The sequence below is a fragment of the Sulfuricella sp. genome (assembly GCF_035531155.1).
In the GTDB taxonomy this organism is placed as follows: Bacteria; Pseudomonadota; Gammaproteobacteria; order Burkholderiales; family Sulfuricellaceae; genus Sulfuricella.
In genome coordinates, this window is sequence record NZ_DATKTK010000005.1 from 62,826 (window position 1) to 76,380 (window position 13,555).

Here is a 13,555-nt window from a genome sequence, read left to right on the forward strand (position 1 = left end):
AATGGGTTATGGGTAATGAAGAACCCATAACCCATAACCCATAACCCATAACCCATAACCCATAACCCATAACCCATAACCCATAACCCATAACCCATAACCATGGCACAGCAGAGCAAGGTCCGGATCATCGCCGGCGAATGGCGCGGCCGCCTGGTCAATTTCCCGCAAGCAGAAGGCTTGCGCCCGACCCCGGACCGGGTGCGGGAAACCTTGTTCAACTGGTTGGGGCAAACACTGGATGGCAAGACCTGTCTTGACCTGTTCGCCGGCAGCGGGGCGCTGGGGTTCGAGGCGCTTTCACGCGGTGCGCGGCGGGTGGTGATGGCTGAACAGAACCCGCAGGTGCTGAAGTCCTTGCAGGAAAATGCGCGCAAACTCGGTGCCGATCGGCTGGTTCTGGTGGCGGGGGATGGGTTAAAAACCCTCTCCCGCGAGGGGGAAGTGTTCGATGTGATTTTTCTCGACCCACCTTTCCACCACGGGATTTTACCGTTATTATTGCCGCTTCTTTCTGACCGGCTCGCGCCAGATGGCTTGGTTTACGCCGAAACCGAGCAGGCGCTTGAGCCGGGAGAAGGATGGGAAGTCTGGCGCAGCGGCCGGGCGGGCAAGGTGTTTTACTGTTTGCTGAAGCGAAAAACTGAAGGGCCCTGATGGCGCTTAGAGTGGTTTACCCCGGAACGTTCGACCCGATTACCCTCGGTCATGAGGACTTGGTGCGGCGCGCCATTCGCCTGTTCGACGAGGTGATCGTCGCGGTAGCGGACAGCCAGAGCAAGAAACCCTATTTTACCGTGGATGAACGGGTGGACATGGCGAGGGAAGTGCTGGCCGATGTGCCCAAAGTAACAGTGGTGGGGTTTTCCGGGCTGCTGATGAATTTCTTGCGCGAGCACGATGCGCGCGTCGTGCTGCGGGGCTTGCGCGCGGTTTCGGATTTTGAATACGAATTTCAGCTGGCGGGAATGAACCGGAGCCTGTATCCCGAGGTCGAAACGGTATTCCTGACGCCATCGGATCAATACATGTTCATTTCGGCCGGCATGGTCAGGGAGATTGCGCTGCTGGGCGGGGATGTCAGCCAGTTTGTGCAACCCTCGGTCAAGGCGAGGCTGCATCACAAAATTTTTTCTTAATATTGTAGAAGGAAACTGCTATGGCTCTGATGATTACCGATGAGTGCATCAACTGCGATGTGTGCGAACCCGAATGCCCCAACGGTGCAATTACACAGGGCGATGAAATCTACGTGATCGACCCCGCTCTGTGCACCGAGTGCGTCGGGCATTACGACGAACCGCAGTGCATCAGCGTTTGCCCGGTGGATTGCATCATCGTCAACTCCGCGCACCAGGAAACCAAGGAAGAGTTGCAGGCCAAGTACGAGGCGCTTCAAGCCCAGGGTTAAATCAACCCGGGTCTGGACAAAAGAACGGCGGCATGGAACTCCATGCCGCCGTTCTTTTATGGACGGAAAGCTCAGGCGCTTGCCGCGGCAGGCTGTGTTTCTTGCTCGTAGGCCAGTGAGCGGGCAATGTGCTGCTGCAACAGGGACAAATCCTGCAGCTGCTTGAGGATGCCTTTTTCCATGTGCTGCAGTTCGGTGATCCGGTCTTCCAGGGTATCGGTCGCCTTGTGGATGCGTTTGATGCTTTCCAGGCGGCGGCGCAAATGGAGTTGATGTTCGCGCACCTGGGTTTCCATCGGTGCCATGATCGCCTTCAGCCAGTTTTCCACATCCTGGTTTGCGACCGCGTACACATGCACCACCCGGTTCGCCAGGGTTTCGAAAAATTTCGTGGTGATGGAAAGTTTTTCGTGGGTCAGCATGTTGAGCACGGTGTTGAAGTGCTCGTTGTAGGCTTTTTCCAGTCGGGCGATTTCCTTGTGATACTTCAGGGGCGAGAAGGGGGCGGGAGAGGCTTGGCTTAACCCATGCTCCTCGTTGAATTTCTTGTACATCGCGGCCATCATGCCCTTGATTTCATCGATCTGCCTGGCGGATTGGGCAATGTTCTCGTTGGCGCCCCTGAAAAATTGGTTCATGGCGTCGCGCATGCCCTTGGTGAACCGGGCTTCGGCCATGGCGATGCGGGTGTTCTTGACCTCGGTCTTGAGCGCATCCATGCCGAGGTGGGCGAACAGGATATTGGTCTGCTGGGAGAATACGCTGCGCAGAGCCTGGAAGCGTTGCAGGCCTTTTTCGAAGTCCTCCTTATCCTTCTTCACCTTGGACATCATGTGCTCGATCACATCCTCGTTCTTGCCGCGCAGCCCGAGCAGTTCGTCCAGTTGCTCGCGCACGCCGGCCAGCCGAGCATCCAGAATCGAGCGGATGCTTTCCTCCATGTGCTTGATTTCGCCCTGGGTATTATCCCGGACGATTTCCTGCTTGGAGGGGATAAGCTCGTCGCTGAGCGATTTTTCCAGTGCCAGCAAACGGCTTTTTTCGAGTAGCGGCTGGTCCTGATTGATCTTGGCGAGCAGCCCCTTCTGCGCGGAAACCGGAAACACATAGGCGGGCTTGATGCCGAGCAGGCTGGCGCTGGTGCTGACCTGCTTGTCGATTTCGCGTTCGATTTCCTCGCTGCTTTTCAGCCCGTCCCACAGGCCGTCGATTTTGTTCAACACCACCAGGCGCCCCTTCTGGTGTCCCTGCTGGTTGCCGATGTGATCGCGCCAGACCTCGATGTCGGACTTGGTGACACCGGTGTCGGCGGCGAGGATAAACAGCACCGCATGAGCGTTGGGCAGCAGGTTCAGGGTCAGTTCCGGCTCGGTGCCGATGGCGTTGAGACCCGGCGTGTCGAGGATGACCAGGCCCTGCTTCAGCAGCGGATGCGGGAAGTTGATGATGGCGTGGCGCCAGCAGGGGATGTCCACCGTGCCGTCTTCATGCACGGTGACGATGTTGTTTTCGTCCTTTTCATTGTACAGGCCATAGCGCGCGGCTTCGTCCAGGCTGACCCGCTTGGTCTGGCTCACCTGCAGGAAGGCATCGGCCATGGCATCGCTCGACTCGATGTCGAGCGGCACGACTTTCCATTCGTCTAGGTAACGCTTGTACTCCGTGGTGGTGGTGTCGGCGGCACGGGTTTCGATGGGCAGCAACTGGATGCAGGGTGCGCGACCTTCCTCGTACATCAGTTCGGTCGGGCACATGGTGGTGCGCCCCGCACTCGAAGGCAGCAGCCGCTGGCCGTAGCCGGCAAAGAAAATGGCGTTGATCAGCTCGGATTTGCCGCGCGAGAATTCCGCGACGAAAGCCACATTGAGCTTGTCGTCATGGAGCCGGTCGAGCAAGCGCTGGATGCGCAGGTCGGTCTGGGCGTCGTTCAGTTCCTGCTCGTTGAGCCAGTTGCGAAAGTCGCCGACGTTGTCCGACAGGCGGCTGCGCCAGGCGCTGTAGGCTTCGAAGTGCGCGACCAGATCATCGTGTGCCATGATTCCCCCGAGGGATGGTTTATTCAGGTGGGTTAAACTTTATCACAAAATACAACACATCAACGTGACTTATCAATATTTTAAGGCGCGTATTGAACGTCACTTCTGGCAGCCGGGGTGTCCAACAAAGCTGCCCCTTTAGTTCGCGGATTCCGACGTGAGCACAAGATCGACAAAAGCGTTTGCTGAATGACCGGATTTCTGCATTAAAATACCCCCATTCTTGACAAGTGAATCAGCATGCCCCTCAACAAGAACATCCACAACCTTGTAGTTCGGCGCCTTGCCCTGGCCTGGATAATCTTGTCTATCGTGCTGGGCGGCATCGTTTTTTATCTGGAAACTGAGTCCACCGACGATCGCATCCTGAATCTGGCCGTGATGGAAACCGAATCATTCACCAGCGAGAACCTGTATCGTCTCAACCAGCCCGACCCCGACCTGAGCGGACTGCGCCAGAAAACCGCGGAATTCCTGAAAAGCCACTTCGTCATCGTCGAACTTTACAACCGCGACAAGAAGAAAATCCTCGAAGAAACCGATCCCGGCAAGGATGCGATCGAGGCGGAACTGAAGCAGAACCCTCATTCCTTCCCGCTCGCCGATGCCACTTACTACCGCAAGCTGCTCATCGGGGAGAATGTATTCCTGCAGGTACTGCAGCCGCTAAAGGAGAAAAATGGCACTCTTGCCGGCTACTTCGAGGGGGTTTACCAGGTTGATGCAGAGACGCTGAAAGGCATCAGGAACGACGTCGTGCGCGCCCTGATCCTGGTGGTCGTCATTGTTCTGGCAACCACCTTGGTGCTCTACCCGATCATCATTTTGCTCAACAAGAATCTGGTACATCTCTCCCGCGACCTGCTCAAGGGCAATATCGAGCTGATGGAGGTCCTGGGCAACGCCATCGCCAAGCGTGACTCGGACACCAGTGTACACAATTACCGCGTCACCATTTACGCCATCCGGCTGGCTGAGACCCTCAAGTTGTCCGGCACCCAGTTGCGCCAGCTGATCGCAGGCGCATTCCTGCACGATGTGGGCAAGATCGGCATCAGCGACAACATCCTGCTCAAGCCCGGCAAGCTGACCGATGAGGAATTTGCAGTCATGCGCACCCACGTTGCGCTGGGCGTGGACATCCTGGCCAAATCCGACTGGCTGCTGGAAGCGCGCGACGTGGTCGAATTCCACCACGAGAAATTCGACGGCAGCGGTTACCTGAAAGGTCTGAAAGGAGAAGCCATCCCCCTGAATGCCCGGATCTTTGCCATTGCGGACGTGTTCGACGCACTCATCTCCGTGCGTCCGTACAAAAAAGCTTTTTCTTTTGACGAAGCCATGCGCATTCTGCAAGAGGGCCGCAGCAGCCATTTCGACCCGCGCCTGCCGGATGCGTTTACCGGGATTGCGTCAGAGCTCTACACCACGATCAACGGCCAGGAAGACCAGGCGGTAGAAGGGATGATGATGGCCCTGGTCACCAGACACTTTTTCAGCGGCTAGCAAACAGCCGCAGCCCGGAAATCAGCGCCGCAAGTCACAACGGGGTTTAAATTAATAGCATAACCCCGTTAAATTAATCAGCGCGATCTGTCGATATTTTAAGGCGCGCCCTGAGCGTCACTTCTGGCAGCCGGGGCAGTAGAAGGTGGAACGCTGCCCCTGGCGCAACAGGCGTACCGTCGCGCCGCAGCGCAGGCAGGGCTGGCCGGTGCGGCCATAGACCCCATATTGCTGCTGGAAATAGCCGGGGTTACCGGCGCTGTTGACGAAATCGCGCAGGGTGCTGCCGCCTGCGGCAATCGCCAGATTCAGGATGTTCTTCACCAAAGCCGCCAGCCGGGTGCAGCGCTCTTTGCCCAGCCTTCCGGCCGCGGTTTTCGGGCTGATACCGGCGGAAAACAGCGCTTCGTTGGCGTAGATGTTGCCGACGCCGACGATGATGTGTCCGTCCATCAGGAATTGCTTGATCGGGGTCCGGCGGCCGCGCGACACCCGGTAGAGGAAATCGCCGTCGAAAGCGGCCGTCAGCGGCTCGACACCGAGGCTGGCGAGCAGGGGATGGCTTTCCGGCGGCGCCGTCGTCCACAGCACGGCCCCGAAGCGGCGCGGGTCGCGCAGCCGCATGCACTGGCCGCTTTCCACTACGAGATCGAAGTGGTCGTGTTTCTCCGGCGGCGTGGCGGCGGGCAGGATGCGCAGGCTGCCCGACATGCCGAGATGCAGGATCAGCCAGCCCTCGCCGCAGTCCAGCAGCAGGTATTTGCCGCGTCGTTCGATGCTGCGCAGGGTTAAGCCGGGCAGGACTTGTTTCAGCGTTTCCGGTACCGGATGGCGCAAGCCGGTGTGGCGGACGATGGCAGCGTGGATGCGCTGGCCGACCAGATGGGGCTCAAGGCCGCGGCGGGTGGTTTCGACTTCGGGCAGTTCGGGCATGATTTATCCTAACGGCATATTTACCGCAGAGACGCAGAGGCACAGAGAAATTCAAAAGCATTGTGATGCAATGACACATTAAGCCCCACACAAAAAGGCATTCTCGGATTTTCTTTGTGCCTTTGCGTTTAATGGGTTCAGGTTTTCTCTGTGCCTCTGCGTCTCTGCGGTGAAAGATTTTTTTCAGGTTTATTCACCAGGTCGCAGCAAGCGTTTCCCAATCTCGGCGGGGAAATGATACTGCAGTTTCTCGTCTTCGCGCAGCAGCACCAGCTCCGGTTCGCGGCGCAGGATTTTGCAGGGAATGAGCTTGCCATCGCTGAGGCGCAGGGTGAAGGATTCCTGCGGGGGTGTGCCGTCGTAGGGCTGGGTGACCAGGCTGGAAGTGTGGCGCCATTCGTCCACCCAGCGGTTGATATCGTCCTGGCTCAAGTTCGGGCGGGCAGGGGACGTCAACCATTTGCCATCGCTGTTCTGGCTGAGTTTCAGATCCGCAAACTCGAAGCCGGCCGGCTTCTCTTCCTCGGTCAATAAGGCGCGGGCGGCGAAATCGGCGGGCATCTTCATCGCATGGGCGAGATAGCTGGGCGCGACCAGATGGACGCCGCCATGGGTGGCGACGTAGACCTCGCCGGTCAGCGTGTTCTGCGTGCCGAAGCTGAACTCCTGGTCGTTGAGCGTGAGCCGTAGCAGGGGGGGGTCGAGCTGGAAGCGGCCAAGATCGGTGGCGGGGAAGCGCTGGAGGCTGGCGGCGGCGAGGATTTCCAGCAGGTGTCCGACCGCCGTCCCCTCCGCGCGTGCCTGGAATGGGGCGCTCAGGCGCCAGCCAGCAAAGTTTTTTTGCAGCACGATTGCCGGCTGGCCGGGCCTTTCGATGGCGATGCGGTTGATACTGGCGCTAGCGAGGGTGGAGAGCTTGAATTCCGTCGGGGCCATGGGCTTGGGCTTGAGCCAGACCAGCAGGATCAGGACGGCAATCAGCGCGGCCAGCGCGAGATTCAGCAGGATGCGGGATTTCATGCCTTGCGCCGACGCCACCAGGTGCCGATGCCGATGGCGATAAACGCCAGCGGCAGGGCGAGGAGAAAGCCGATGGCGATCACCGCTGCGGCGCTCTTGCTCAAGTCAAGGCGGGTGTCCTGGGCGGCCTTGGGCGGGATGGTAATGAGGCTGTCGTCCCCGGCCAGCCAGTTGAACAGGTTGAGGCCGAGGTCGAGGTTGCCGCCGTTGCCGAGATAGGTGTTGGAGAGAAAGCCGCCGTTTCCGACCACGATGACTCGCTGGTTCTTGTCTTCCACGCTGCGTTCAAGGGCGATGGCGATGGTTGCCGGCCCCGGCGTGTCGCGGTTCTTGTCGTAGGCGATGGTCCCGTCGAGCTTGCCGGTTTCCACCCAGCCTTGTGGCGCGACCTCGATCAAGGCGGTGGCCTGCCAGCCTTTTCCTTCGCTGGAGCCGACAGTGCGGGCATAGGGGAAGGCCGTGACCAGATTGAAGCCGAGTGTCGCCGGATGACGGCCGTAAACGGCGCCCAGGGCGATGGTCGGAGCGGCGTTTAGCTGCTGGGCGGCGGTGTCCACCACCGTGCCGGGCGTCAGCACCAGCCCCAGCGTTTCAGCCAGCGGTTGCAAGCCGTGCAGCGGTTCCTGGTCGATCAGCCAGAGCAGGTTGCCGCCCTTTTCCAGGTATTTTTTCAGCTTCTCCACCTCCCCCGGCATCAGGTCCACTTGCGGGCTGGCGATCATCAGCAGGCTGGCGTTGTCGGGTACGTCCTGGGCCAGGGTGAGGTTGAGGCTTGCCGTCTTGAAACCCTTGGCTTCCAGCTTCCTGCCGAAATCGCCGAGATCGTGGTTGGCCATGCCGTCGAGCTTGCGTTCGCCGTGGCCGTCCAGGTAGAACGCCATGCGCTTGCCGGCGCGGGCCAGCCGGGTCAGGAGAGAGGTCAGCATCTGCTCGTTCAGGGTGGTGAGGTGCTCGCTGCGGCCCCGGTATTCCACCACCATTTCGCCGTTGGCCTGGATGCCGGCTGCCCGCGTCAACTGAGGTTGTTCCGCCGGATCGACGAACTTGAGCGTGAGATCGGGCTTGGCATGGCTGTAAAGGTGGATGAATTCGTGAATGATTTTGCGCACATCGCCTAGCCGGGGGTCCTGCTGGGTGGCGTAGGCGGTGATGGTGACCGGGCCGGGCAGGCTCTTGAGCACGTCGATGCTGGCCTGGCTCAGCGAGTTGCGGCTGTTGCGGGTGATGTCCCACTGCGCCGTGTATGCACGGGAAAGGGTGACCAGCAGACCGACGGCGAGGAGGAACAGGACCAGAAAGATGGCGCTTTGCAGGCGCAACTGGAAGCGGGATGGATTGCGGATTTTCATAGGGTCAGCCATGGGTCCTGTCGTTGTCGAGCCGGCGCACCGCCAGCACCAGGAACAAGACGATGAACAGCACGAAGTAGGCGGCATCGGCGCTGGCGATGATGCCGCGGTTGAACGATTCGAAATGCTTCAGCAGCGAAAGGGTATGCAGCCAGCTGTCGGCGTCGCGCGCCGACATGTTGATGATCCACAGGCCAAGCAGTGCGCCGAAGCTGCCAATCGCGGCGACGATCGGGTGCGCCGTGAGGCTGGAAATGAACAGGCCGAGCGCGGCGAAGCTGGCCGCCAGCAGCACCAGGCCGACGATGTTGCCGGCCAGCAGCCCCAAGTCGAGCGCTGCGCCGGCGTACAGCGACAGCGACATCAGCGCGGCCAGGCCGATAAACAGGGAGAGGAAAGCCATCAGGCCGAGGAATTTGCCGAGGATGATCTCGCTGACCGAAACCGGCGCGCTCAGCAACAGATTAAGCGTCTGGTTGCGCCGCTCCTCGGCGATCAGGCGCATGGAGAGGAGCGGCACCGCCATTAGCAAAATGATCGCGGCGTTGCCGAACAGGGGCGTCACAACCAGCTCGGTAACGCCAGGGGGGTTGGCGAGGGCGGTCAGTTGCGGCTGGATCACCAGAAAAGCATCGACCTGGGCCAGAAAAAAATAGGCGAGGATGATCTCCAGCACGGCCAGGATAATCCAGGCCATCGGCCCGCTGAACAGGATTTTCAGTTCCTTGGCGGCAATGGTGAAGATCATGCGTTTTCCTCTGCTTGTTGGGTCAGCTGGATGAAGACTTCTTCCAGGTTGGCCTGCTCCGGATAGGTCTGCTTCAGTTCGGCCATGTTGCCGCCGAACACCAGTTTGCCCTGGTTCATGATCTGGATGCGGTCGCACACGCTTTCCACCTCCGGCAGGATGTGGGTGGACAGGATTACGCTGTGCGCGCCGCCCAACTCGCGGATCAGGTTGCGGATCTCGCGGATCTGGATCGGGTCGAGGCCGACGGTGGGTTCATCCAGGATCACCACGCGCGGGTTGTGCACGATCGCCTGGGCGATGCCCACCCGTTGCTGGTAGCCTTTGGACAGGTTGCCGACCAGACGCTTCCCGACATCGGACAGGCCGCAGCGCTGCCGGGTTTTGTTAACGGCATCGGCGATTTCATGCTTGGGAATGCGGTGCAGCCGCGCGGCAAGGTGGAGATATTCATCCACGGTCAGTTCCCGGTACAGGGGCGGGGTTTCCGGCAGGTAGCCGAGCAGCGCCTTGGCTTGGCGCGGGTGCTCCAGCAAGTTGATGCCGCAGATTTCGATCGTGCCGGTGCTGGGAGCCAGGCATCCGGCCAGCATTTGCAGGGTGGTGGTTTTCCCGGCGCCGTTCGGCCCCAGCAGGCCCAGCACCTCGCCCTGGCGCAGCTCGAAGCCGATGTTCCGTACGGCGCAGCGGGCGCCGTAGCTACGGGAAAGGTCTTTGGCGGAAACGGTAATCTTGGTCATGCCCTGGTTGCTTTGAAAAAGAGCAAATATGTCCTAATATGGGGAACGCGTAAAGAGCGCATTTGCCAACCGCATTATGATGTAAAAAGCAGTTCGGCCACGGATTAACACGGATATACACGGATTATCAATGAGTTACCTTGCTCATATTGTCTTTTACACCTTTCTGGTGAATGGAAAATCTGCTGCAACATGTTGTTTTATCTGTGTTAATCCGTGTTAATCTGTGGATAACGGCGGTTCTTAAGGTTATTATATCCCTGTGATGAAATTTAAATATCTCTTGCTGGCCCCCGCCGCGCTGGTTGCTGCCGGGTGCGCCCAACTGTCGCCGAAAGAAGCCGTTCAGCCCGTCGCTGAGCCGGAGCGCGCAGAGCGGATCCCGGTGCTGCCCAAGGTCGACTTGACCGCCCCCCTCCTGTTTCAGTACCTGGTTTCGGAGGTCGCCGGGCAGCGTGGCGATCCGGGGCTGGCTACCGAGGGTATGCTGGATCTGGCCAAAACCACTCGTGATCCGCGCCTGGCAAAACGGGCTGCCGAGTTAGCCCTGCAGTCGCGGCGCGAAACCCAGGCGCTGGAGGCGGCTACGCTGTGGCAGCAGGTCGATCCGGACGAAACCCTGGCGCGGCAGGCCGTGGCGGCGATTCTGCTGAACAGCGGCCGCCTGCAGGAAGCGAAGCCCCATCTGGAGAAATTGCTGGCAGGAGAAGGTGACAACGTTGGCGGGGCGCTGCTGCATTTGAATCAGATGCTGTCGCGGCAACAGGATAAGCAGGCCACCCTGGCTCTGGTGCAGGAATTGGTCGCGCCTTATCTGAATCGCGCCGAAGCGCATTTCACTATTGCCTATGCGGCATGGAGTGCGGGCAAGGATGAACTGGCGTTGAGTGAAATTCGCGAGGCAAGGCGGCTCCGTTCCGATTGGGAAGCGGCGGCGCTGTTCCAGGGCCAGCTGCTGCAGCGCACCTCTATCTCCGAAGCGCTGGAGTTCTACCGGAGCCAGCTGGGCGATTATCCCAAAATGCAGGATATGCGCTTGGCTTATGCCCGTTTACTGGTGAGCGACCGCCAATACGTCGAAGCGCGCGCCCAGTTCGAAAAACTGCTCGGCGATCTGCCCGGAAATCCCGAGGTAAGCGTGGCGGTCGGATTGCTGGCGATGCAGCTCAAGGATTACGATGCTGCGGAGAAATACCTGAAACAGGCGCTGGCCGGCCAATACCGCGATGAAGCCTCAGTGCGCATGTATCTCGGCCAGCTGTTCGATGAGCGTGGGCGCTACGAGGAAGCTGCAGAATGGTATGGTTCGGTCGGCCAGGGCGAGCAGTATGTTCCCGCGCAAATCCGTCATGCGGCCATGCTGGCCAAACAGGGCAAGCTCCCAGAGGCGCGTCAGCACCTCAGGCAGATCCCGGTGCAGAACAACCAGCAGCGGGTTCAGGTGGTCGTGGCGGAGGCGCAGTTGCTGCGGGATGCCAAGGCTTACGGTGAGGCATTTGAATTGTTGGGCAAGGCGCTGGAGAAGCTGCCGAATTATCCTGATCTGCTCTACGACCATGCGATGGCGGCTGAAAAGTTGGGCAAGATCGACGTTCTCGAGCAGGACCTGCGCAAGCTGATCCAGATCAAGCCCGATTACGCCCACGCCTACAATGCGTTGGGATATACCCTGGCGGATCGTTCCGAACGTCTGGATGAGGCGCGGCAGCTGATCGAAAAGGCGCTTGAACTGGCACCGGACGACTTTTTTATCATGGACAGTCTGGGCTGGGTGTATTACCGCATGGGGCAACTTGAAAAGGCTGAGGACACCCTGATGCGCGCCTACGCCGGCCAGCACGATGCGGAAATCGCGGCGCATTTTGGCGAAGTGCTGTGGGCCAGGGGCAAGCGCGAAGAGGCAGAAAAAATCTGGCGCGCCGCCTTGAAGGAAAATCCCGGGCACGAAACGCTGTTGAATGTCATCAAGAAATTTATTCCTGCGCGGTAAGGTAATGGGTGATGGGCGATGGGTGATGGGTGATGAAAGTCAAAAACCCCACCGCACCGTTTTTGACCTTACCCGTCACCCATCGCCCATCACCCCTTTCTTTAGAGGTTTATTCGTCGCCTGTTGTTTCCCCGTGTTGCTGTGGGGTTGCGCCGCACTGCCGGTGCCGCCGCCGGAGCTTGAATCAGCCGCCCGCCCACAGGCCGGCATCGGTGCTGATGGCTTGTTCCGGCTGGCAGGCCGGATCGGCGTATCGCACAACGGGGAGAGTTTTTCCGGTTCGCTGCGGTGGAGCCACGGCGCCGAGGAGGACGAGATATTCATCCTTAACCCGTTGGGGCAGGGTGTCGCCCGCATTCTGAGCAATTCCGCCGGTGCCTCGCTGGAGACCGCAGAGGGCCGGAGTTACCATGCCTCGGACGTGGAAAGCCTGACCGAGGAAGCGCTGGGCTGGCGCCTGCCGGCGCGCGGCCTGCAATACTGGGTGATGGGCCGCCCCGCACCGGACGGTGCGGCGGAAAGCGAGCTGGACGAGAACCTGCAGCTTCGTACCCTGCGTCAGGATGGCTGGCGCGTCGATTATCTCGGTTACCGGATGGTCCAGGGAACCTTGCTGCCAGCCAAGCTGGAGGTGGCGCTGGACGAGCGTCTGCGGGTCCGGCTGGTGATCGATGACTGGGTGTTGCCATGACCCTAAAAAAAGCATTTGAACCGCAAAGGCGCAGAGAACGCAAAGTAAAAACAATGTGTTGCCGTAATTTGCCAAGTCATCAGATGGATTTTATGTCCTTATTTTCTTTGCGCCTTCGCGTCTTTGCGGTTATGAATTGAGGTTTCTGGGATGATGACCACCTTCCCCGCCCCGGCCAAGCTGAACCTGTTCCTGCATGTGGTGGGCCGGCGGCCGGACGGCTACCATTTATTGCAAACGGTGTTTCGTTTCGTCGATTACGGCGACAGCCTTTCTTTTACCATCCGTGATGACGGCGTGATCCGGCGGGTGAATCCGCTGCCCGGCCTGGACCCGGAACAGGACCTCACCGTGCGCGCTGCGCGTCTGCTACAGCAGGAAACCGGATGCCGCCTCGGCGCGGATATCGTCTTGGAGAAGCGTTTGCCGATGGGCGGCGGCTTAGGCGGGGGCAGCTCCGACGCCGCTACTACGCTGCTGGCGCTGAACCGCTTGTGGAACCTGAATCTCAGCCGCCAAATGTTGCAGGAGCTGGGTTTGCGCCTCGGCGCCGACGTGCCGGTATTCGTATTCGGCGAGAGCGCCTTTGCCGAGGGAGTGGGCGAAAAGCTCCAGCCGGTCGCGCTTCCGCCGGCCTGGTATGTGGTGCTGGTGCCACCGGTGGTGGTTTCCACGATAGAGATTTTTACCAGCAGGGAATTGACACGCGATACGAAACCTATCAAAATGTCGGACTTTTCAACGGGCTGCGGAAGGCTTGTTCAGCAGTTGAAAAATGATCTGGAGCCTGTGGTGTGCCGGAAGTACCCGCAGGTTGCCGAGTGCCTGGATTGGCTCAGGGCCTTCGGCGATGCCAGAATGACCGGATCGGGAGCGTGTGTTTTTGCCGCGTTTTCGAGCGAGGAAGAGGCGAATAAAGTGTTTTTTATGAAGCCGGCGCAGATGGCCGGTTTTGTAGCAAAGGGCCTGGATAAGCATCCTTTGTACGGTTTTATCAGTTAATGGGGAGTCGCCAAGTGGTAAGGCACTGGATTTTGATTCCAGCATTCGTAGGTTCGATCCCTACCTCCCCAGCCAGTTGTAATCCAAACCGGTAGGGACGTCGCATGCGCCGTCCCTACGTTTGTTTTT

General features: G+C 59.4%; 13 protein-coding genes and 1 tRNA gene. 8 read left to right on the forward strand and 6 right to left on the reverse strand.

Features of this window, described 5'->3' with window-relative positions; genetic code table 11:
• Positions 1-102 precede the first annotated feature (102 nt).
• Genes rsmD through VMV64_RS02050 form a run of 3 tightly spaced genes read left to right on the forward strand, consistent with a single transcriptional unit; the run spans position 103 to position 1,411 of the window.
• A complete protein-coding gene (gene rsmD / locus VMV64_RS02040; RefSeq protein WP_325328283.1) occupies positions 103-657 on the forward strand; it encodes a 16S rRNA (guanine(966)-N(2))-methyltransferase RsmD in 555 nt (184 codons plus the stop codon).
• Positions 657-1,139 carry a pantetheine-phosphate adenylyltransferase gene (gene coaD, locus VMV64_RS02045; protein ID WP_325328284.1) on the forward strand — a complete coding sequence of 161 codons (483 nt, stop codon included), beginning with the start codon at positions 657-659 and terminating at the stop codon, positions 1,137-1,139. The genes rsmD and coaD overlap by 1 nt, the downstream gene beginning before the upstream one ends.
• Positions 1,140-1,159: 20 nt before the next feature.
• A complete protein-coding gene (locus VMV64_RS02050) occupies positions 1,160-1,411 on the forward strand; it encodes a YfhL family 4Fe-4S dicluster ferredoxin (protein ID WP_325328285.1) in 252 nt (83 codons plus the stop codon).
• A 71-nt stretch (positions 1,412-1,482) separates the two neighbouring features.
• Here the strand turns inward: VMV64_RS02050 and VMV64_RS02055 are convergent, their stop codons facing one another.
• A complete protein-coding gene (locus tag VMV64_RS02055) occupies positions 1,483-3,447 on the reverse strand; it encodes a dynamin family protein (protein ID WP_325328286.1) in 1,965 nt (654 codons plus the stop codon).
• A gap of 240 nt (positions 3,448-3,687) precedes the next feature.
• On the opposite strand from VMV64_RS02055, the gene VMV64_RS02060 reads away from it, so the two are divergent.
• Positions 3,688-4,953: an HD-GYP domain-containing protein gene (locus VMV64_RS02060; protein WP_325328287.1), complete on the forward strand. Its 1,266-nt coding sequence runs from the start codon at positions 3,688-3,690 to the stop codon at positions 4,951-4,953.
• A 117-nt stretch (positions 4,954-5,070) separates the two neighbouring features.
• Here the strand turns inward: VMV64_RS02060 and mutM are convergent, their stop codons facing one another.
• From mutM to VMV64_RS02085, 5 genes are all read right to left on the reverse strand, one after another.
• Positions 5,071-5,886, reverse strand: a complete 816-nt coding sequence (gene mutM, locus VMV64_RS02065) for a bifunctional DNA-formamidopyrimidine glycosylase/DNA-(apurinic or apyrimidinic site) lyase (protein WP_325328288.1) — start codon at positions 5,884-5,886, stop codon at positions 5,071-5,073.
• Positions 5,887-6,075: 189 nt separating this feature from the next.
• Positions 6,076-6,906 (reverse strand): DUF4340 domain-containing protein, encoded by an 831-nt coding sequence (locus VMV64_RS02070; protein WP_325328289.1) that lies wholly within the window; start codon positions 6,904-6,906, stop codon positions 6,076-6,078.
• Positions 6,903-8,267, reverse strand: coding sequence for a GldG family protein (locus tag VMV64_RS02075; RefSeq protein WP_325328290.1), 1,365 nt, complete (start codon positions 8,265-8,267; stop codon positions 6,903-6,905). The genes VMV64_RS02070 and VMV64_RS02075 overlap by 4 nt, the downstream gene beginning before the upstream one ends.
• Positions 8,260-9,003 carry an ABC transporter permease gene (locus VMV64_RS02080; RefSeq protein ID WP_325328291.1) on the reverse strand — a complete coding sequence of 248 codons (744 nt, stop codon included), beginning with the start codon at positions 9,001-9,003 and terminating at the stop codon, positions 8,260-8,262. The genes VMV64_RS02075 and VMV64_RS02080 overlap by 8 nt, the downstream gene beginning before the upstream one ends.
• Positions 9,000-9,743, reverse strand: coding sequence for an ABC transporter ATP-binding protein (locus tag VMV64_RS02085; protein ID WP_325328292.1), 744 nt, complete (start codon positions 9,741-9,743; stop codon positions 9,000-9,002). The genes VMV64_RS02080 and VMV64_RS02085 overlap by 4 nt, the downstream gene beginning before the upstream one ends.
• 265 nt (positions 9,744-10,008) lie before the next feature.
• Here VMV64_RS02085 and VMV64_RS02090 point away from each other — a divergent pair, with 265 nt between their 5' ends.
• The 4 genes from VMV64_RS02090 to VMV64_RS02105 all read left to right on the forward strand — a co-directional run bounded on the left by VMV64_RS02090 (position 10,009) and on the right by VMV64_RS02105 (position 13,501).
• Positions 10,009-11,733, forward strand: coding sequence for a tetratricopeptide repeat protein (locus VMV64_RS02090; protein ID WP_325328293.1), 1,725 nt, complete (start codon positions 10,009-10,011; stop codon positions 11,731-11,733).
• A gap of 4 nt (positions 11,734-11,737) precedes the next feature.
• A complete protein-coding gene (lolB, locus tag VMV64_RS02095) occupies positions 11,738-12,424 on the forward strand; it encodes a lipoprotein insertase outer membrane protein LolB (RefSeq protein ID WP_325328294.1) in 687 nt (228 codons plus the stop codon).
• 153 nt (positions 12,425-12,577) lie between these two features.
• A complete protein-coding gene (gene ispE, locus VMV64_RS02100; protein ID WP_325328381.1) occupies positions 12,578-13,426 on the forward strand; it encodes a 4-(cytidine 5'-diphospho)-2-C-methyl-D-erythritol kinase in 849 nt (282 codons plus the stop codon).
• Positions 13,427-13,501, forward strand: a tRNA-Gln gene (locus tag VMV64_RS02105).
• The last annotated feature ends 54 nt before the right edge of the window (positions 13,502-13,555 follow it).